Source organism: Mesorhizobium sp. M0633 (assembly GCF_040320645.1).
Classification (GTDB): Bacteria; Pseudomonadota; Alphaproteobacteria; order Rhizobiales; family Rhizobiaceae; genus Mesorhizobium.
The window spans coordinates 15,971-36,086 of the sequence record NZ_JAMYQC010000049.1 but is presented as its reverse complement, the minus strand read 5'-3'; the positions used below and the strand labels follow the sequence as shown (position 1 = coordinate 36,086).

Genomic DNA, 20,116 nt, shown 5'->3' with positions numbered 1-20,116 from the left:
CGTGACGGGGCTCAAGAATCGCGGGCTCGCCGGCGTCGAGTTCGTCGTCTCCGACGACCATCCGGGGCTCAGGGCGGCAATCCGCGAAGTGCTGCCCGAGGCGGTCTGGCAGCGCTGCTACGTGCACTTCCTCAGAAACGCGCTCGACTACGTGCCGCGCAAGGTCGACGACGATTGCCTGATGGAGCTCAGATGGTTCTACGACCGGCGCGACCTTGCCGAGGTCAAACGCGACCTGGCGCAGTGGATCGCCAAATGGCAGGCCAAATACCCGAAGCTGGTCAACTGGGTGGAAGATAACATCGAGGAGACGCTGAGCTTCTATCGGCTGCCGCTAGCTCACCACAAGCACATGAAGTCGACGAACATGCTGGAGCGGCTGAACCAGGAGATCAAGCGGCGCACCCTGGTCGTTCGCATCTTCCCCAACCCGCGGAGCTGTCTGCGGCTGGTTCGGGCATTGGCGGTGGAGATCCACGAGAACTGGCTCGAGGCGACCCGCTACCTCAACATGGATCATCTGCGCGAGCACAAGAAGGAGAGCCTGAGGGCCTTGGCCGCCTGAGCACCGTCATGTGTCCGCCGCTCCGCTAAACACGGGGGCTGCGCGGCGGACACGCCGACGTCACCGCAATGCCACGCCATTTTGCAGAACTTGACGCACACAACTACGCGCGGCCGCAAGGGCGACGCCATGGCTACCGTGGAATCGTTAGAGTGGTTTGAGCCGGACGGTCACAAATACACCTACGCCGCGGCTCAGGAAACGGGGCGCGGTCCGGCCGTGGAGGTGCTCGCCGACTTTAAAAGGTGCGGGCAGTCGTTGCGCTTGAGAGCGACAACATTTGGGATCCGGCATGGGGTGACCTGCTGCCAATCGGCCGTTAACCGTGCCCGACAATAGTGTGCACAACATGCTGCTGAAGTGGCCGTCCGGAAGCGCTACCGGAAGTCCCGCGTCTTCACCTTGATGCGGTCGATGTGCTCGTAGGGATCGACGATATCGCGCGTTTTCGGCATGCCGCGCGGATCGATGCCCGATCCACCGTGATGGGCCTCGTCACCGCCGCCATGTGGCAATGGAAACGGCGTCTCGCGGTTTCCCACGCTTGCAAGCTCGCCAGAGAGGTCTGTCAGCTCGTGAGCGACGAGATGCACGACCTCCCCTTCCCGCTGGATGCGGCCGCGCACGCCGAGCATGGCCGACGAGAGAAGCACGCGCCGGAATTTCTCGAACACCTTGACCCGTACGACGACGTTTGCGGCGCCCGTCTCATCCTCCATGGTTAGGAACATCACACCTTTGGCCGATCCCGGCCGCTGCCGGACCAGCACCAGGCCCGCGGCCTGGACCCAGCTTCTGTCTCGCGCCTGCATGGCCTCCTGACAGGTCACGATGCGACGGCGACGAAGATCGGCACGCAGGAACGACATAGGGTGGCTACGCAAGGTCAGCCCGACATGACTGTAATCCTCGACCACTTCGCGTCCTGCAGTCATTGGCTTGAGTGCAAGCGAGGCTCCTGGATTTCCGGCACGGTTTTCTGTTCGCGGGACGTGGCGGCCGCAAACAGGGGCAACGGTTCATCGCGCAGAGCCTTGATCGCCCAGAGCGCATCACGGCGGGCAAGGTTGATATCCGGCAGAGAGGCATCGGCCTCGGCGAGCTGGACCAGTGAAGCCGCCGGCACCCCGGCGCGGCGCCACAGATCGTCTAGCGAGACGAAGGGCTCATCGGCCCGCGCAGCAATGATCGCCGCCCCGTCATCATTGGCGAGACCCTTCACCATGCGCAGGCCGAGCCGGACAGCGAAGCGGTCTTCGGCATCGGTCGGCTCCAGCGTGCAATCCCAGCGGCTGGGATTGACGCAGACCGGACGCACCTCGACGCCATGATCACGAGCGTCGCGCACGATCTGGGCCGGCAGATAAAAACCCATGGGCTGCGAATTCAGCAACGCGGCACAGAAGACATCCGGATGCCAGCACTTCATCCAGGATGAGGCGTAGGCGATCAGCGCGAAGCAGGCGGCGTGGCTTTCGGGGAAGCCGTAGCTGCCGAACCCTTCGAGTTGCGAGAAGGCACGATGCCGGCAAGCGAATTGCGATCGACGATAGCGAGCGCCTCGATGCCGAGCAGTGCCGCCTGCGCAAACAGCTCCTCGCAGGATGATGCTCCACGCAGGAACGAGAAATGCGAGGTCACCTGCAACTCGGCATATCGGGTGGCGCCTCTCATCCGAAGATCCCGTGCATGAACCATTTGTGCGATCCGGTCGCGGCATCCTCCCCGTCGCCGGCACGGAAGAGCCAGTAGCGTTCGCCGTTCTCGTCCTCGACCTGGAAATAATCCCTCACCGCCGCGAGCTCGGCGTCGCGCTTCCACCATTCCCCGAAGACGCGCTCCGGGCCGTCTGCCCGTTTCACGCGTCCTCGGCGGCCGTCGCGGCAAGCCGCATCAGCTCGATGCCAAATCCGGGATCGATGGTGTCGATCTTGTCGGTGAGCAGCCGGGTCAGGCGCTTCACATCGCGAACCGGCGTTGCCGTGGCCGACACGGATCGCCTCGATGCGATTGTCGACGCGAAAGAACAGAAGATCGAGCCGGCGTGCGCTAAGCCCTCGCGTCTCGAGTGAGGCGCACAGTTCGGCGACCAGCTTGCCGGTATAGCGCGCAATTGTTTCTGCCGCGCCGATCGGCTCGGCAAAATTGCGGCGCACTTCGACGATTTCCTGCGGTCGGATCGGCTCTGAACGCCTGGTCGAGGCGGCGGCCGGGTTCCGGTCCAAAACGCAAGGCGAGCAACGCGCGTGGCGTAGCGGCGAGGTCCGCAATTATCTCGAAGCCAAGCCGTCGCAGGCTATCGATCGTCACGGCGGGAAGACGGAGGGCAGCGATCGGCAAAGGCAGGATCGCTTGGGCAATCTCGCCGGATGGAACCACAGGCTTTTGCCGTGTGCTGAAGCGGGCCATTGCGTGGGCTGCGCCCCAAGTGTCGGCGACCGCGGCGCGTGCAGCAAAACCCGCTGCGCCAAGCCGCTCCACCATCAGGGCCAGCATCGCAACCTCGCCGCCATGCAGATGGTCGGCGCCGGTGGTATCGATCACAATGCCGTCCGGCGCATCGGCAGCGACGATCGGCGCATAGCGGCGCAGAGCCCACAGCGCCAACCGCTCGAGCGCGATTTTATGACAGCCCGCAAGGGTGAAGACCCGGCTCCGGGGCTTCAGCGCAGCCAACAGCCCGGCCCACAGGCCGACGCCCGCTCTCCTATCTGCTGCCGGGCGCAAGCCGCGCCCGCGCTATCGAACTCCTTGGCAGTAAGCTGCACAGACCGCCGCATTCTCACACTTAAGTGCAATCCGACACCATCTAATCTATCGGCATGGATCCGACCAAGTCGATGCCAGAGACGCGATCTAGCCAGCGATAAAATGGCGTCCAGGGTATCGACCGACGCTTCTCATCTGCGGCCAAGCGGTTCGATAGCTCGCCCATAAAGCGACTGGGACTTGCGAATTTCGCGGCTATGCTGATTGGTAGGTCATTGGTTCGTTCCGCATGAGATGCCAACTCCCGAACGCCTTCGACCGATATCATCACAGCAGACACGGGGCCCCCGATGCCGACGTCGGACGGCAGGAACCGCCGTCCCGTCGCCTCGCGCATGAGGAGGGCGGCGAGCAGTGTGTTGAACCGCACGCCGCCCCAAGTCACGAGCCTGGTTCCTTCCTGCTGCCACCGGGTCGGATCATGGCCGCGTTGACGCGCGAGGCCCCATACGACGCTGCGGCTGACCGGCAAACCCGAACCGGTCGCTTTGATGCGGGCTAGAGGCTGAGAACGGGACACCCCTTCCCCAACGAACGCGCCGCCTTCGGAGCCCACCACCAGCTTACGCATCGACCCGCCGATGAACACTGCACCCCCTGCGCTGGACTCGTCTGCGTCGCGGATCGCTGCTTCTCCGGTGCGAAGATCTAAGACGGCGGAACTCGGTTGTCCCGCAATGACGGTGTGTATGCGGGCGGCATCACCTTCGTCCATCAGACGGTCGGAGGGGATCAGGGCTCCGCGGACGCTGGTTAAGCAACCGGTGTCGATCATGTCGTCGATGACGGGCTTGTGCGTATCCGTGCCCGCCTCCGCGGCTAGAGCGGCAACGGACAGAGCGCGATCCTGCCGCGTGGCCCGCCAACATAGACTGAGGATCTGCTGAAACTGGACCGAAGGCCGGTCATACTCGTAAGCATCGTCGAGGTCACCGCGCCGCCCGCAATCGATCAAGGCGCGCATCATCCGCTCGTCATCTTCGGAGCTCCTGAAGGCGGCTACTCGGCAGATGCCACTGCGGCGATTGCCACGACCAATACGTTGGAGAAAGCCGCTGACAGTCGTGGGCGGGTCGGCCAGGACGACAGCATCGATGTCGCCGATGTCGATGCCGATCTCCAGTGTTGATGTAGCGACGCAGATACCATACCGTTTTGCACGCATCTCGTCTTCGACTCGCTCCCGATGGGACGCCGACAATGCGCCGAAATGAAGGTGTACCGGCCATCGCCTGCCGTTGAGCTCTCGGTGCAGATGCGCCGATAATGCGTGCGCAGCATTGCGGGAGTTCGTGAATACCAGGATCTTCTCAAGACCCGCCTCGTCCACCCATCGGACCAGAGATCTGGCTCGCGCGACGTACGGATCGACATTGGCATCCGCGGCTATCCGAATGAGCTGGAGGTCTATCTCCCTTGGTGAACCGTGCGCAATAACCTTGGCATCGTCGCCCAGCCAGATCCGACCAACGCCTTCCATGTCGTCTAGCGTTGCCGTCATCCCAACAACTTGGAAGTTGTCCCTTGCTGATTTCGGCGTCACGGCGGCTTTTCGGATCCGTTCGATCACATGGCGCAGCTGTTGGCCACGAGCCTGACCATGCAGGAGGTGAATCTCGTCGACGATTACGGCGCGCACCCCAGCAAGCGCTTCCGGGCGACGCAATTGCAAGGAGTCAAGTGCTTCAGGGGTCGCCAGCAAGCAGAACACGCCCGAAGCCGATCCGAGTTCGTGGCGGTCTCCAGTGTAGCGTGAAATCGCGCTCGGGAACCTCGTGCCGAGATACCCGACCAGCCTTTCATGTAGATCGTTCACGAGTGCCTTGGTCGGCGCGACATAGACCGTCGAGAGACTCTGGCGCGTGAAGGACATGTGCCGCTGAAAGAGCGGGGTGACTGCGGCTTCCGTCTTGCCCGATGCAGTGGGCGCCGCGAACAGCACCTGATGCCCCCGGACGATCTCTGACATCACGACTGACTGCCCTTCGTACGGCTGCCGTCCGTCGAAGAAGATCGGGAAGCCGTCTGGCATCATGCGGCCCAGTTGGGAGCGAGTTTCAGTCATCCCAGGGGAGTATCTCGCCGGCGATTTGTCGCGCCGCCTCGTCGACCAACTCCACGAGCTCGTCACTGTTCGTCGCTCCGTCGCGGCTCATCAGGACGGCAGGCGCGAAGCCGGCCATCTTGGTCCAATTGCGTAGGATCCGCTCAGATATGGGCGTGTGGTCAAAGTGGTGGCGGAGTGTTGCTGCGATCCGCGCCCTCAGCCCGGGATCCGCGAGCAGCTGCACCTTCGGACCAAGACGCCCTGCACTTTCGGCAAGGAAGGCCTCGCACCACTTCTCGTAGTCACTCTCGCATGGCGGTTCGAGATGAACCACGTCTTTTGGATCGTGGATCAAGACGCTCATCTCACCCATCTTTCGCTTCAGGTCATGGGTATCCTCGCCCTCAGTCAAGCCCACGAACAGCGTAAAATGGGGGCCTTCCTTCCAGAAGGGTGGCAGGTCGAAATGCTCGTAGTCGCTCTGCGGCTTCTGGAGGTCCTTTCGCGGCGCGTGAGCACAACGCGCGATTATATCGAAGAAGTTGTTCGCCCGAATGTAGCGGTTGAACGAGTAGCTTCGGACATGTTCGGCCTCGTCGATAATGAGGGCCAAGCCTTTATAGCCAAGCGCCTTTAGGATTTCGTGGAGAACGACGAGATTGTAGGCATAGATGAGCCCCGTGTCTTTCGTCTGAGGCAAGATTGGGATCTGGGTCTTGTGACCGCCTCGCCAGCTGAGCGAGCGAATGGCGCCGATCTGTTTTACCTGGCCGGCAAGCCAGCTGACCGCAGCCACGTAGTCCGTGTCGTCGCGACGATGAGAGAGGTAAAGGAGGGCCTCCAACCCCTTGCTGAACCAGGGGGACCTCTTGAAATAGGGAAGGTCGCGAACGACTGACCAATTGTCTCGGATCTCTTTAATAAGATCGAAGAAATCTGCGCTTCTGCTGCCGTCGGCACGCATCGGAAATTCAAGCCCGCCGACGAGACCTTGGTAAACGGTAGCAGGCTTGGCCGGATCGGCCGCCTTCGGATCAAGCTCAAGCGATGCCGTGACCCAGCCGTCGCGAATGGCGACCGCTTTGACAAGGTGCAGGTGATGCGACTTGCCGGAACCGTAATACCCCATGAAGATCCGGCAAACGCCATCCTTCGATGCGTTCGCTAGTAGTGAACCTATCTCGTCCGACGCCTGCTCACCGCCTATCGTGAGATCTACAAGTTGGTCGGGGTCAGTCGGCACCACACCAAGATTGACCGCCTCGAACGACTTCCGAAAGGCGAAGTCCGTGGAGGTTTGCCCACGGGACGGTGGAGGTGCAGTCTGTTTGGACAGCTGGCGAGGCATAAGTTCGCCGGCGACAACGTCCAGCGCCTCGCCAAAGAACTCGACGGTAGCCACGCCACCGAGGACCGCCAGAACTGTTCCTATTCCGTATTCCGCGTGTTCGACTTGGGTGCCTGAGACGATCATGCGCCGTCGCCATCAAGCGGAGGTTCATTGTTGCTGACAAAATCATTCGCCTGTTCGGCACTGATCGGGCGCTGCTCGTCCTTTTGTTGATCGAGAAAACGACAGTACTGATAGACGAAGAAGCGCGGCTTCGGCGTCTCGAACAACAGGTCCTTCTGCGCCGCAACAATTGCTCGCATGTTGGCTATCTGGGTCGGCACATCCCATGCCATGCCGTGGGCTTGACCGAAGACGCTCAAAAGCTTTTCACCGATGCTGTAGATTACCGCTTCGGAGTTGGCCTCCTCGATATTGATGAGCGGCACCATAGGGCTGCCCCTCGAGAAGGCCTTGGTGCCTATCCGATCCTGGAGTGCTCGATAGGTGCTGATCACTTCCGAGCGAAAGTCGGGTGTAGCGGCGTAGAGGAACATGACCCCACCGAACTCGCCGTCGGCGTTTTGGTTGATCATAGTGAGCAGGTTTTCGATCGCCTGCCTCTGCTTCGCCGAGCCACGGCGGAATGAGGACGTACGCGTTCCTTCATCGAATGCGATGAAGAAGCCCTTATACCCCATGCGGCTGCGCAGAAATGAGATGACCGTCTTGAGTCGCCGAAACGCATTTTCATCGCGTGCCGGCTCGAACAGACCCATACTTTTAAGGACCGTCGATCGGACATTGTCACCGCGAATCCACGAGATCAACTCATTGTCGCTGACGGAATCGGCTGCGCCGCACGCCAGCTTCAGCAAACGCTGGCTAAGTGCAGTGAGAGCAGAGGCCATTTGTTGATCTGGAGCACCTCTCCAGAGTCCTCCGATCTGCTGCTCAATCTGCCGTTGGACTAGCTCAGGCACATCACTGCCGAGTTGCGCGCCGAGCTGTTGAATTCGACGCACGATCCAACTTTCGATGAGGATTTCGATGCCCTTGGAGTCGTTCCCGTTCAGTTGGTTTTCGATCGGTGGCTGAAACGACTCCATGATGGCGCGGAATATGGCAACCGGTGAATTGAACGGGCATTCGGCCCCAACGGTAACCAGAGCAGTGACGACGTCCTGCTCACTTGCACGACTGGCTAAACTGTTGATGAACTGCGTCTTGCCGCTTCCATAGTCCCCTTCAAGATACTTGAAGCAGCCAATTCCCTCGGCGAGGTCACCGCGGAAATAGTTGTGGTCAAGTGCGTCGAGGATGTGATCCGTACCGACGTTGATGAAGTGAGAATACTTGCCCGGCGCGATGGGCGAATTGAGCAGGCCTTTGACAAGGTGCTTCGCGTCGATCTTGTTGATTGCGACTTCCACTGGGACCCTCCCTCTTAAACCGTTTGGCGGCGCATGTAGATCATCGGCCGAACGACTGTGCCCTCGGCGTTTCCTGGTACGAAGAAGGCGCGTGACTTGGGACCGTGCGCTTGGTTCAGGGTCGCCGGTACAAGTTCAAATTCGAAGCTGTCGCGTGACGTTGCTGAATCCTTGTTGCGACGCCAGTTAATTAGGTTCGCGATAAAGACTGCTTCTGGAACGTCTTCGAAGTTCCGCCGCGCTGGCGTACCCCAGAAGCGCTCGTTCTGCGCGGCGATCTTGAATAGTCGTGCGACATCCGCAATCAAGATGTCTTCGCCGCTCGTGAAATGCTTGGCCATTGTCCAGGCCAGCAGCAACCTGTCGAGGAAGAGATCGACCGGCAACGTCCAGTCGTCGACGATGCGCTCAGCTGATTTGTAGGCGTTTACGACGTAGTCAATGTCAGCCGGAATCTTACCGATAACCGGGTAATGGGCAGTCATCGACCAAGCCCAGTTCTGGCCGCTTTTGTCAGGAACGAGAACCAAGCGGCCGGCGAAGAAATGATTGTCCTTGTTGCCCGTCTGAACGCCCTCCAGATGATGGAGCACCTGCATGGCAAAACGCCTGCGGTTGTCCGGATGGCGCATATGTTCGGCATGCGCCTCGAGGGCGCGTTTTGCATCGGCGATCTCGTGCCGAACCTCGGGGTCGGGCGCGGCAGTGTCGGGCAGTGATAGAGCGTATAATTCCTGCTGCCGCTCGATAACCGCAGGCGGCATGTTTAGTCCTTCCGCTCGCGTTTGTCCTTGACCCAGGATTCGCGGAAGTCGCGCGGCGAGGATGCCCTTCGCATTGGCTAGGAGCCCATTGCGCTCGACGAAGCGCTCGAAGGCGGGGAAAAGGGGGGGGCTGGCGCTATCGGACATATCGAACCTTAGTCGGAGGTCAGGAATGCGTGATATCGAAGAGATCGCGATCAACTCGACGCAGCAGTGATGGATATTCGTTGGAAATGAGGGCGAGGCGCCGCGCAGGGCGCGAGAGCGCGACATAGGCGCGGTTCAATGTGAAATTCAGAGCGGCGCTCTCGACATCCTCCAGGCCCAAGACGATGCATGCGTCGAACTCAAGCCCCTTTATCCGCTCGACTGAAGTAGTGACGAGGCCGTCTCCCGCAGCTGACCAGAGAGGCGCGAGAGGAACGCCTACCTGGTCAAGCGCGGATCGCAATTGTTTCAAAGACTGCTCGTCCTCGTTGATCTGGAGAAGCGCAATGCTGCGGACGACATGGGACCTTCGCAGGACGGAAACGAGCTGCCTGATTCGCAAAGCCTGATCCTGCGGCGGGGCGATGATGAGCTGAGGCTTCTTGTCGTGCAGGGTGGTATTCACCTCGAACGTGGGGCGCTCCTTGAACGCGATCTCATAGAACCCCTGTAGGAATCGGCCTATCTGAAGGCTCTGCCGCATGTTCCGGGCAAACGGGTAGATCTGCTCCGCTCCCTTGCCACGAAGAGATCTGCCGATGCGAAGTGCATCGGTTGTTCTCATTCCGTGTACCGGGCTGACGATCTGCCGAAAGTCCGCCGAGACTGTCAGTGCACCGTCCGGATCGACCAACGAACCAATGAGTGATGCTTCGGCTACGCAGAGATCCTGTGCCTCGTCGATCGCAACATGCGTCCAGCGCTCGCGGCCTGAAATAGCCGGTGCAATAGCCGAGGGCACTTCGCGGAATCGCGAGTCGGGATCAGTTGCTTCAGGTAGTGCAAAGCGCAGGAGCCAAGCGAGCCAAGATCGGTCTTCGGGGCCAAACCCGCGCTCAGCCCATTCAGAGATTGCATTCTTTAGGATCTCGGCTTCGTCAACGCGAGCGCCTGTGCCCCGCCTCATTCTGTGGGCCGCTTCCGACGCGCGGGATCCAAAGTACGTTGCCAGGGCCGAGAGCGGATCGTAGACGAAGTACAGCCATTGCTGAAAAAGCTCGTCAAATCGGCTTCTTACTCCTGCCCGCATCCCCTCGCGTGCTGCAGTGTAGCTGCTCGTCACCCCCCGGAATATCGCTCCCATCGTGAGCTTCGACCGCAACGGGTCGCTACCGGCGGTTGCTCGTTCGGCAACGGTTCGAAGACTGTTCGCCAATGCGGTCAAACTCGCGACATTGCTTACGTCAACCCTCGCCCAAGGCGCTTCCGCGGCCGATCCGAGACGATCTGCGACTTGATGTTCGTAGACCTCCCAGAGGCGAGTGAGATCGTGGTGATCTGAAAGGCCGAGCACAGCCATTCGCGCAGCGATATCCAACGGAGGCAGCTTTCGCTGACGCGGTCGGGCATTGTGCTTGTACAGCCAAACTTGGTCCAAGTAGCTCACGACGAAGTCGTCTACGGGCTGGACGACGAACGTCGGGATGTTGAGCTGGTCTGCTAGAAGAGCCTTGGCTTGATCGGCGAGGTTCGGGTTAGCGAGGAAGACGCGGGTGAGCTCCGGCTTGTAAGGCACCAAGCGTCCACCATTCTGTCGTTGCTCCTGCTGGTCGAACAGAAAGCGGATGCGCTGAAAGGCAACCGTCGTTTTGCCTGACCCAGGGGCGCCAGTGACCACCATAAGCCCCGACATCCGGGATACAAAGGCAAGCACCTGGTCCTGAGTCATGTGGAGCTTAACGGCTTTTAGTCCGGTCTTTGCTGGCGTAGCTGCCTGCGGACGAACGGCGCCACCCGGTTCGTAGACTGCCGAAACCATCGGCAAGGTTTCGTCGAAGCGTGCTTTCGCGAGCGGCTCAACGCTCAGAAGGCGATAGCCGTTGGCCCGGACGTCCCGGAAATCACCGAGTTTAGTCCCTAGCGCCAGCTGAAGGCCTGGGTGGGTCCAGGCGAGCACGGCGACCGTCGTGCTGCCGTACTTGAAGACTTCGTTCGCGGAGGACCCAGCGTTGGCATACCACAGCTGCTCCTTTTCGATCACTTTCCCGTCCTCACCTGCCACCTCGGTGTAGGCTTCCACCATCACTTGGAACGGTTGCGCTTCGATCGCCTCAAGAGCAGCCTGCCTTCGGTCGGCATAATCCATTCGGCCTCGATCGTGGTCCGTTAGACCGAAGCGGCTATCCACGGGAGCCAGCGCCGGGCGAAGACTTACAAGTTCAGCCCTCGCTGCGCTGGCCGCGATTTCGGCATGGCGCTGGTCACGCGCAACGCGCTCGTCGAGCTTTGAGATTGAGGTGATGGTATTCATTGCCCCCCCGATGTTACCCCGGCGCACCATCGGCGAGACGAAATTCGTTTGCAAGCCGACCTGACAGCGAATATCTAAACTCCTCGCGCGCGCGCGAGGACGCCAGCGCCCTCGCATCGGAAATCGGCAGTGACATGAAATCAGCTGAGACTGTACCGGCGGAATCTCCGAGGCCGGTAGCGTTCCGAATCCCCCACTCGGCTCCGACCTCTCATGCCGCACGGCTTTCCAGAGCGAGCGGCGGCGCCAACTCGTGTATGCGCGCATTGGGACAAACCCGCCTGGCGATATCGCAAAGATGCTGGTGATGGGTCAGGTAGATTACCTGGCCCACTTCCGCCATATCGGCAAATAGCCGGAAGGCTTCCTCGGCACGGAAGTCGTCGAACGTCTCCATGATGTCGTCGGCAATGAAGGGAACAGGAGTTCGAGATTGGGCGAACTCGTGGTAGCCGGCCACTCTGAGCGCGAGATAGAGTTGGAAGCGTGTTCCCTTTGACATTTCCTGCGCAAGCTTGGAACTCCCATCAGCCCCGATGCCAATAAGGACTTCGGTGTCCTTGTCAGGCTGGGTCGCCAGGCCACGATAGGCGCCACGGCTGATCACCTGAAAAGCCTCCGAGGCGCGAAGCATCATCGAACTGCGATGCTTGTCGCGATAGAGGCGCAAGGCTTGCTCGGCCGCTACGACGCCGGCCCTGAGGCGGAAGTAGCTGAACGCCTTATCCTCAATTTCCAGGAGGACCGTGCGCCGTTGCTCATCAATAGCAGCCACGGCACTATCGCCGTCGACGGCATCCACCTCGTCGGACGCTTTGCTGTATGCCGTAAACAACTCTCGTACGCGCCGATCCTGATCCTCAAACCGGGCTCTGAGTTCTACCTGCTCGGAGTCCAGCGCAGGCCGATCCGCGGCGTCAAGCATCTGTTCGACATCGGCAATGTCCTGGATTGATAGCGCGTCTCGGATTTCGCGTTCGATGATACTGGACCGCCGGCGCAAGTCCCTCCTTTGCTCGATCATGAGCAGCTTTTTCTCTGCCTCCCGCAAGGATGATACTCCGAACAGCTGCGTCATTTCAGATTTGCGGCGCTCGCAAACCGCGATTTCAGCTTCCAGGTCCCGGTCTTTGAGAATCTGATCCTCCAGTGCAAGGTGCTTGGATTCCTTTTCCGCCTTTTTCGATCGGGCCTCTTCCACTCTGGCGGACATCAGCGCCCAGAGTCTCAGGGCACTCTCTGCTGGTCGATCTAATCCGAGTTCCGCGGCCATGACTGCAAGCTCGCGTGAGAAAGCCGCCTTATCTTCCTCCATCTTGGCGATGCGATCTGCTAAACCGGCTTGTCGCTGAGCGGCCGGGCCGAGCTCGGCAAGTCTGTCCATGACCTCCTTGACGGTCGCGAGGCTGGGGATAGTCCCTCCCGCGCCGAGCCAGCAGCTCTTGCAAACCTCAGCCCATGACGCGTCCCATTGCGCCTCGTCGGCAGTTGCCGTTTCAAGGGCTGACTGGCGGGAAGCCTGCTCCCTTTCGCAGCGTTCAAGTTGCTCCCTCAAGTTCTTGTGTTCGACTTCAAGATCAACGGCGGATTGGGCCCTGGCCAAAAGCGCTTCGTAGGAGTCAGAGTGATCCTGGGAAACGGCTGCCGCCGATAGTGCCGCCGAGAGCCGGTTGCGCGTCGCCGAGCCGTCCGCTTCCGCCTGGCGTAAGTCACCTTCGGCCTCCCGGAGCAAGTCGGCTGTCGCGAGGGCCATTTCGCGGCGTCTCAGCCATGCCTCAAGCCCACCTAGCTTGATCTCGCCAGAAACAGTCAGAGCCATTCTCCGAGCGGACTCCAGAATTTCGGCCCTGATAGCTTCGCGTTTCGACTTCGCCGCGTTCAGCAACTCCGCTGAGCGCTCTAATTCCGCTTCCGCGACGGCGAGCCTCTGATAAGTTTGATTCAGCTTCGCCAGGTCGCTCATGTGTCCCAGCCGTGCGCTGGTGATCAGGTCGTCTTTCCGCAGCTTGATCTCAAACGCCGCAGCGGTCGATTCATCGAGCGCGTCACGATGCGTAGCCCATGCCGCTTCACGCGCGGATCGCGACGTCGCTGCTTCATGATCGTCCACGACGCCGGTGGAATTCTTCAACGCATCCAGTTCGGCTCGCAAACACCGCAGCTCACTCGTGAGGCGCCCGCTGTCATCGCTGTAGCGATCGATCTCGGCTTCCGCTTTAGACAGAGCTGATTTCCAGGCCTCCAGCTCAGAAGGTGCCGGCACTCTCATTTGCCGTACCTGGTCAACGCTTTCACCCCACGGTCGGAGTTCCGACATCTGCTGCGCCAGTATTTCTTTAAGATCCACACGCGAGCGTTCGGCGACACGGCGACGGGCGGCATGATCGTTCTCTCGAAGCGCCGAGAGCTCCCTCGCCAGCGCCGCAATGGCTTTGCCCTTTATGGAGGCAGCGGCTTCGCTCGACAGCTTGCTCCGCAACTCGATCAGACGGCGGTTCGCCTCTTCGGCTTCGCGCTTCGCGTTTTGAAGTGTCGCGTCGATACCGGAGCGGCGTTCAACGAGATCTCTGATGCTCCCAGAAATGCGACTTCCGAGCATCAGGCTGCTCGGCTCGTCTCCTTCAGGGCGCTCGAGAAGCCGCAGAATATTCGCAATTTCCCGGTCGACTTCCATCAATTGCAGGCGACGGTCCGGCAGATCCCTTTCAGCGGTGACATAACGGGCGTGCAACTCGCCGATAGCGTCCATCCTTTGCCCCAAGGTGAGCGCGATGTCGTCAACGGCAATGGCATTGAGCCCTTTCTCAAGCTCGGCGATGGACGCTTTCGCCGTCTCTCGCTTCACGGCAAGCTCGATGTCTTCCTGATGAATTGCCGGAAGTTCGTTTCCCCAGGAAGGCGGCGCTTCGGGAACATCTTGCAACTCAGCGAGACTGTCGCGGATGTCCCGCAATTCCGCCAGTCGTGGCAGTGCGGTCAGCAGGTTCTTGATCTCGTCAAGCCGAAGCTGCGTCCGGGTTCGGTCCGCCATCGCCTCGTCGTAGTGTGCCAGTGACCGCTTCTTGGCTTCCACCATCTGGCGGTAATGGGTGGCGAGAGTGTCAATCTGCTCTTTTCGCTCCTTCAGGTCGGAAAGCCGACTTTTCAAGTCGCCGATTTCACTGCTGCGGGCACGGAGTTTGAAAAGGCCGTCGGCCTGCGAACGCAATTCAACAAGTGTCTGACTTAGTGCGGCCAAACCTGTGCTTGCCGAAAACAGAAGCTGTCCGAGATCACCCTTGCTGGCCAGGATGCTCTTCCCGCCTTCCTCAAGGGTGTCATCGTCGAGGGAAAACATCGCGCAATAGACGTCCCGCTCAACTCCACCAAGCTCGCCGAGTATTAAATGCTCGCCGATCGGCTGATCACCCGGACCGAGCAGACTGCTTTGGGGCTTCTTGATCCGGACAAGCTCCCGGGCAACACCACCGATGTCCAATGCGGCCCCGATGCGCATCGTTGAGTAAGGATGGAGGAAATCATAGCGGCTGCGGGACTCGATGCCGAAGAGGAGGTCGAGGAATGCAGATAGGGCGGTCGATTTGCCCGCCTCGTTCGGGCCGTAGATGATATGTAGATCTGGACGGCCCGGCTCCACGGGCCCGAAGTCGATGTGCTTGTCGGTGAATTTGCCGTAGCGGGTAAGGTCAAGCCGGTTGATGCGCATCATGCTACCTCATCCTGCTTCCGATGATGGAGCCGTGCGAGCACATCTTCGACCCCCTCCTGCGCGAGCAGGCGCAACGTGGCCCGAAACTCCTCCTGATCAGCACCGAAAGTGCCTCTGCTTTCAGGTGGCAGATGACCACGAAGCTCCTCCCCGATATCGATGAGCGCGGCGTGGTAAGCTTCCGAGCCGATGATTTCGCTTCCGACAAGCTCCCGAAGTTCGATGAGCGGATCCCCGTTGGACCCATCGGAGGAAACGAGGTCGGTGCACTGGATTTCCAATTTCTCGATCCAGGTCCGGCCAATGGCGGATGCCCTGTGCTCGGCTTCGGTCTTGACGAGGTCGGCGTCGTTACGGAGCTGCCATGCGAGCGGCGTTCGTCCGGTGAAGGAAAGCCGGACCACAAGATGTTCGGAATTTGCAGCTTCCCGCGCGGCCCCCAGGTTGCCCGCTACCGTGGTCACCATCTGACGCCAATCTGCGATGCCGTCGAGGTCGATCACGACGCGCTCGAATTGTGCGATGCTGGTGAACCTTTCCTCAATGTGGACGGTTCGGTCATCAGCGATCGTAACAAGACTCACCGATTTCGGACCGGATTCGTTGATGTCGCGCCCTTGGGGCATGCCAGGCATCACGATCGTGCAGCGTCCGTTACTGATTGACCGCTTGTGAATGTGACCGAGCGCCCAATAGTCGAACTCTGTCGCCTCCAGATCCGAGACGTTGCAGGGGGCGTATGGATCGTGCCCCCGCGTTCCTGCGAGGCTGGTGTGCAGAAGACCGATGTTAACAGCGCCCTCGATCCGTGGTTTGTACTTTCCCACCAGACTTTCGGGACACTGGGCCTGCGCAAAGCTAAGCCCGTGAATAACCACAGGGGTCGCTTGATCCAATTTGAGCGAGATAGCCTCCGGGCGCCCACCGTAGACTTTTACGGTTTCCGGGTACGTCAGTTCTCTGGTGATCTTCGACAACGCATCGTGGTTGCCTCGGATGATGAACACCCGCACTCCGGCTTGGTCCAGTCGTCGGATTTGCTCGGAAAGGAACCGCGCAGTTTTCATGGAGGTCTGATCGCCGTCGTACAGGTCACCCGCGAGAAGAAGCGCGTTGACCTGCTCGGATAGGCAGAGATCGACGACATTGACAAAGGCACGCCGGGTCGCGTTGCCTATCAGTTCGCCTAGTTCCGGGTTGCGCAGCGCCAGCGACCGAAGCGGCGAATCCAGATGAACGTCCGCCGTATGAACAAATCGAAAAGCCATGCCCTCACCTTTTGCCTTCGCGTGAGAAGGCTTTGATTCCCCGAAACAGATACTGGGCTGCGCTTAGGTTTCTGCCTAGGCTGCCAAGCCCTCGGGATTTCAGGTTTCCACAGGCTAATGACAGAACCTGTCACCAGCCGCGGATCGTGCGGTTCCCACCGTTCAAAGCTGTTTGGGAAATTGCGTTCTATGGAAGCGAGGGAAAGTCAGAGCGCTGGTGCCTCTCGACCATTCGGCGAAGGACCTCCGGCGCTACGACCTCAACCTTGTCTCCCCACATGTAGAGATGCCAGCACATCTCCATATGACCGGACGCCCAGAAACGCACGATCAGTGAACCGTCGGGTTGATCCTCCAGTATCTGAGCCGGATGGAACAGGAAAGTTCGCGCGTGCGGCGCTGCGTCAGGCTTGAACTTCCAGATGACTTCGCCAAACTCACTGTCGTTCTGAAAAGCTCCGAACGCCTTCCGCGCATGCGCATGAATGTCGAAGCCTGGATCACGTTCGAAGACCTCGCCGATCAGTTCCGCGCGTTCGATCTTCTCAGCCACGAAGTGCCTGAGCGGACCCGCGCGATCGGTTGTTGGCCTGGCCACCAGATAGCGTCGGATTCCGATCAACACTCCGTAAGGTTCGACCACTCGCTCGGTGGATATGGCGTTCCGATTGGCGGGGAGGATCTCGATCTTTACCAGGGGGTCCCGAGACTTTTAATTGCGAAGGGAGCGGAGCCATTCGACACGATCGAGCAAGGTGAAATGGTAACCGAGCATCCCGAACCGGGCGAAGTCATCTGGTGCGATGATGCCGGTGTCACGTGCCGCCGCTGGAACTGGCGGCAGGGGCGGCGCACCATGGTCACGGTCGATACCCGCGCCATGTGGCTCGTGCTGGAAGCCCTCGGCCCTATGTCAGCTAAACAGATGACGGCCACCGGAGAGCATTTGATGGGACTTGTCCAAGCGTTGTGCCCGGGTGCGCGAATCGGAGCCGCGCGGATCGACGAGTCCACTACATCTCGCGTGTCCCTTAGGGCATGGCCCCACCTTTCGCAGAAACACCCACTCAGCCTTTCCGGATGTGGCGCTCCTTGCTCGCTCCGCTGGCCTACACAGTTGATTGCGAACGACCCAGAACGGCTCTCGAAACGAGCGTCGAACGAAATCAGATCACCGCTTGTTCTCCCTTAGCGTTGTTGGCCTTTATCAACCAAAGACAGCTACGGCCGATTTGATGGTGATGCCGCCATCGGGGCTTCGGCGCATCTGACGCCCCGTTGCGGTCCGAAACACAGTCGGCAGTTGCAGCGCCGGCGGCACCCGCGACCAGAGCGTTCGCATGATTTCCCGGCCATGCCGAGTTTTCCGAACGGCGCTTCCAGACACGACGCGCTGGGACCAGCGGAAGCCGATCTCATGGAAATAGAGGTCAGCATGTTGCGGGCTGATATGGTGGAAGACTCCGGCGATCGTCCGCCGCACGCGGGAATTGAAACCCTCCACCGAATTGACGTGGACCGTGTCGCGAACATATTCGTGGCTGGAATGCTTCACGGTTTCATGCTTGGCAAAACTCTCGCCTATGGCCATGAATGCCTTCGCCTCATCACTCATCAAATGCGCGTGGGTTTCGATCTGTGTTTCAATCGCACGTTCGGCCGCGCGCAACGAAAGACCGGTCACGACCGCGGCACGTGCGTCACCGGCCGGAGCGCCGGGCGTGACGTCGGTCGGCCGCTGCACCATCGCCATGACCGGCGCCTTCTCTGTATTCGCCTGACCTTTCCGGCCCCGTCCTGGAGGTGGCTCATCCGGCCGCTTTCGGGGACTTCCTCCGAGATGAAAATGATCGATCTCAACCGTGCCGTCGAGCATGTTTTCCCGGGCCACCATCAGCCGCAGGGCGTGACCCATGCGCCAGGCCGTCGGTTGGCTCACGCCAAGGATCTCGGCGAGCCGGACCGAGGACAAGCCCTTGTCCGACTGGAGCATCAGCCACATGGCTTTCAGCCAAACACGCAAGGGCAGCTTGGTCGAATGCAGCGGGGTATGGGTCGTCACCGTGAACTGGAACCGGCAAGCGCCATTGGAACATTGATAAAGGCCCGGTCTCGCACGCCGCTTGCCTGTATCGCGGCCGGCAAGCGCGATCGACCGCTTGTAACCACAGGCGGGACAGATCCTGCCTTCTGGCCACACCATGGTTTCCAGCAATCGCCGGCAATGCTCTTCATCCCGGAAGGCCACGATCATTTCTTCAACGGTCCGAATGTTGGAAAGCGCTGCCAGCATCGTTTCAGGCATTCTCATCCCCTCCAGATCACCGTCCAAGAATCGCATGGGAAGGCCATTAATACAAGCCTTTAGCTGTCTTTGGTTGATAAAGGCCGCGTTGTTTGGCGTACTTTTATCGCGATGCCCTCCATTAGCCAAAGACGATCGGGCTCGGCCGCAAACTGAAAGAGCCGCACGCGCCGGAGCCGAGAAGCGGAGCCGCAAGAAGGTCGCAGCTTGATTGATCTCTAGGGTCATTGTGGCGCGGGCAGCCAGAGGCACAATCGACGCATGAAAAGCGGGGCCAACCCGCCTTCCCTTGCACACAGCCTGCGTTCTTGCCAGCTCTTCAACCGCAACGTGCTGTCAATCTTCGTGTTGCCATGTCTTGAACGCCGAACTGTTCACGCCATTGGCGCCGCTTTGTCATCCCGTGCCCCGAAATGAGGCCGTCGTTCGAACGATATGCGCAGTTGCTTTTCCGCCAGAAACCGGCGAGCCAGATCGGTGTCGCGCTTACCCACGCTTGACACCCAGTCCGAAAACAGGCGAACCGCGCGCCGGTTCATATGCCGCGAAGGACAGACCAGCCAGTATCCCGGAAACTCGATGACCTCGAACTCTATCGAGACCGGAACCAGAGAACCCGACACCAGGTCCTCGAATGCGAGGGATGTGCTTTCCAGGACCACACCTGCACCGTCCTTCGCCAGTTGAACCGACATTGACGAACGGTCGAAACGGTAAGGATAGGCCATGCGGGCGCCCTGGATACCGTTGCGCGGCAGCCAATAATCCCACCGGAAATAGGCCTTCACACTGTCGATCAACCGCGCACGGCGAAGCTGCTCGCGCGGATCCGGTGAGATCGCGCGCAGTCCGGCAAGATAGGAAGGCGAGCACATCGGCAGGATCAGATCGTTGACGACGCAATCCGAATAAAGGCCGGCCCAGCCGCCGTCGCCATAACGAAGATCGAGATCGATGACCTCCGTTTCGAAATCCGAGAAATTCGGCGTCGCGTCGACGCGCAAATTCCAGCTCGGATAGTCCTTGCTGAACTCGGCCAACCGAGGCGCCAGCCATTTCTCGTCGAAGGAAGGACTGACGCGCAGGCTGAGCTGAAAGCTTTCGCGCTGCCGCACAATGGCATTGCGCACCTCGCGTATGGATTCGAAAGCCTGGGTGGTGGTCTGGAAGAGCCGCTCACCGTCGATCGTGAGCGAGAGATGGCGCTTTTCGCGCTGAAAAAGCCGCACCCCGAGTTGGTGTTCGAGCAACCGCAGCTGCTGACTGACCGCCGAAGGTGTCACCCGCAACTCCTGCGCAGCCTTTGCCACGCCGCCGAGGCGCGCAACCGCCTCGAAATGGGTCATCGAATTGAACTTGAAATCCGACATCGTTCCGGTCAGTCAGTTAAGTCCAGCTACACAGAATGTTAAGAAACGAGAATTGAGCCGAATGTCAATCGGTCGCAGGATCCTGTGGTCTCGGGAGG

13 protein-coding genes and 2 pseudogenes are annotated in these 20,116 nt (G+C 60.1%); 2 read left to right on the top strand and 13 right to left on the bottom strand.

What is annotated here, in order from left to right:
• On the top strand, positions 1-565 hold a 565-nt coding region (locus NKI47_RS31895), incomplete at its 5' end, for an IS256 family transposase (protein ID WP_352595242.1).
• A gap of 377 nt (positions 566-942) precedes the next feature.
• Here NKI47_RS31895 and NKI47_RS31890 read toward each other — a convergent pair.
• From NKI47_RS31890 to NKI47_RS31840, 11 genes and pseudogenes are all read right to left on the bottom strand, one after another.
• A pseudogene (locus NKI47_RS31890) lies at positions 943-2,087 on the bottom strand (helix-hairpin-helix domain-containing protein); the annotation flags it as partial.
• Complete coding sequence (locus NKI47_RS31885) at positions 2,015-2,239, bottom strand: hypothetical protein (RefSeq protein WP_352595251.1); 225 nt, start codon at positions 2,237-2,239, stop codon at positions 2,015-2,017. The pseudogene NKI47_RS31890 and the gene NKI47_RS31885, both read right to left, overlap by 73 nt.
• Positions 2,236-3,241, bottom strand: a pseudogene (locus NKI47_RS31880) (Y-family DNA polymerase). Before NKI47_RS31880 ends, NKI47_RS31885 begins: the two are co-directional and overlap by 4 nt.
• A gap of 133 nt (positions 3,242-3,374) precedes the next feature.
• Entirely contained in the window at positions 3,375-5,399 is a 2,025-nt protein-coding gene (locus tag NKI47_RS31875; protein ID WP_352595240.1) for a DEAD/DEAH box helicase, read from the bottom strand.
• Complete coding sequence (locus tag NKI47_RS31870) at positions 5,392-6,855, bottom strand: BREX system ATP-binding domain-containing protein (protein WP_352595238.1); 1,464 nt, start codon at positions 6,853-6,855, stop codon at positions 5,392-5,394. The genes NKI47_RS31875 and NKI47_RS31870 overlap by 8 nt, the downstream gene beginning before the upstream one ends.
• Entirely contained in the window at positions 6,852-8,144 is a 1,293-nt protein-coding gene (locus NKI47_RS31865; protein ID WP_352595236.1) for a BREX system ATP-binding domain-containing protein, read from the bottom strand. The genes NKI47_RS31870 and NKI47_RS31865 overlap by 4 nt, the downstream gene beginning before the upstream one ends.
• 14 nt (positions 8,145-8,158) lie before the next feature.
• Complete coding sequence (locus tag NKI47_RS31860; protein ID WP_352595234.1) at positions 8,159-8,908, bottom strand: hypothetical protein; 750 nt, start codon at positions 8,906-8,908, stop codon at positions 8,159-8,161.
• 166 nt (positions 8,909-9,074) lie between these two features.
• The gene (locus tag NKI47_RS31855) at positions 9,075-11,366 is read right to left on the bottom strand and encodes a helicase domain-containing protein (RefSeq protein WP_352595232.1); all 2,292 of its coding nucleotides are present in this window, start codon (positions 11,364-11,366) and stop codon (positions 9,075-9,077) included.
• A 211-nt stretch (positions 11,367-11,577) separates the two neighbouring features.
• Complete coding sequence (locus NKI47_RS31850; protein WP_352595230.1) at positions 11,578-15,075, bottom strand: ATP-binding protein; 3,498 nt, start codon at positions 15,073-15,075, stop codon at positions 11,578-11,580.
• The gene (locus NKI47_RS31845; RefSeq protein ID WP_352595228.1) at positions 15,072-16,343 is read right to left on the bottom strand and encodes a metallophosphoesterase family protein; all 1,272 of its coding nucleotides are present in this window, start codon (positions 16,341-16,343) and stop codon (positions 15,072-15,074) included. Before NKI47_RS31845 ends, NKI47_RS31850 begins: the two co-directional genes overlap by 4 nt.
• 187 nt (positions 16,344-16,530) lie before the next feature.
• Entirely contained in the window at positions 16,531-16,896 is a 366-nt protein-coding gene (locus tag NKI47_RS31840) for a helix-turn-helix transcriptional regulator (protein WP_502897641.1), read from the bottom strand.
• On the opposite strand from NKI47_RS31840, the gene NKI47_RS31835 reads away from it, so the two are divergent.
• The gene (locus tag NKI47_RS31835) at positions 16,819-17,535 is read left to right on the top strand and encodes a B3/B4 domain-containing protein (RefSeq protein WP_502898110.1); all 717 of its coding nucleotides are present in this window, start codon (positions 16,819-16,821) and stop codon (positions 17,533-17,535) included. The two genes, NKI47_RS31840 and NKI47_RS31835, sit on opposite strands and share 78 nt — an antisense overlap.
• A gap of 15 nt (positions 17,536-17,550) precedes the next feature.
• Here the strand turns inward: NKI47_RS31835 and NKI47_RS31830 are convergent, their stop codons facing one another.
• A complete protein-coding gene (locus tag NKI47_RS31830) occupies positions 17,551-18,648 on the bottom strand; it encodes an IS1595 family transposase (protein ID WP_352595223.1) in 1,098 nt (365 codons plus the stop codon).
• A gap of 374 nt (positions 18,649-19,022) precedes the next feature.
• Positions 19,023-20,018 (bottom strand): LysR substrate-binding domain-containing protein, encoded by a 996-nt coding sequence (locus NKI47_RS31825; protein ID WP_352595221.1) that lies wholly within the window; start codon positions 20,016-20,018, stop codon positions 19,023-19,025.
• Between the last annotated feature and the right edge of the window lie 98 nt (positions 20,019-20,116).

What these genes read in the sequence shown, in the direction of transcription:
- NKI47_RS31855 (WP_352595232.1), bottom strand. Translation starts at nt 11,366, where the DNA reads ATGAATACCATCACCTCAATCTCAAAGCTCGACGAGCGCGTTGCGCGT.
- NKI47_RS31850 (WP_352595230.1), bottom strand. Translation starts at nt 15,075, where the DNA reads ATGATGCGCATCAACCGGCTTGACCTTACCCGCTACGGCAAATTCACC.
- NKI47_RS31885 (WP_352595251.1), bottom strand. Translation starts at nt 2,239, where the DNA reads ATGAGAGGCGCCACCCGATATGCCGAGTTGCAGGTGACCTCGCATTTC.
- NKI47_RS31835 (WP_502898110.1), top strand. Translation starts at nt 16,819, where the DNA reads ATGCGCATGAATGTCGAAGCCTGGATCACGTTCGAAGACCTCGCCGAT.
- NKI47_RS31825 (WP_352595221.1), bottom strand. Translation starts at nt 20,018, where the DNA reads ATGTCGGATTTCAAGTTCAATTCGATGACCCATTTCGAGGCGGTTGCG.
- NKI47_RS31845 (WP_352595228.1), bottom strand. Translation starts at nt 16,343, where the DNA reads ATGGCTTTTCGATTTGTTCATACGGCGGACGTTCATCTGGATTCGCCG.
- NKI47_RS31830 (WP_352595223.1), bottom strand. Translation starts at nt 18,648, where the DNA reads ATGCCTGAAACGATGCTGGCAGCGCTTTCCAACATTCGGACCGTTGAA.
- NKI47_RS31870 (WP_352595238.1), bottom strand. Translation starts at nt 6,855, where the DNA reads ATGATCGTCTCAGGCACCCAAGTCGAACACGCGGAATACGGAATAGGA.
- NKI47_RS31860 (WP_352595234.1), bottom strand. Translation starts at nt 8,908, where the DNA reads ATGCCGCCTGCGGTTATCGAGCGGCAGCAGGAATTATACGCTCTATCA.
- NKI47_RS31875 (WP_352595240.1), bottom strand. Translation starts at nt 5,399, where the DNA reads ATGACTGAAACTCGCTCCCAACTGGGCCGCATGATGCCAGACGGCTTC.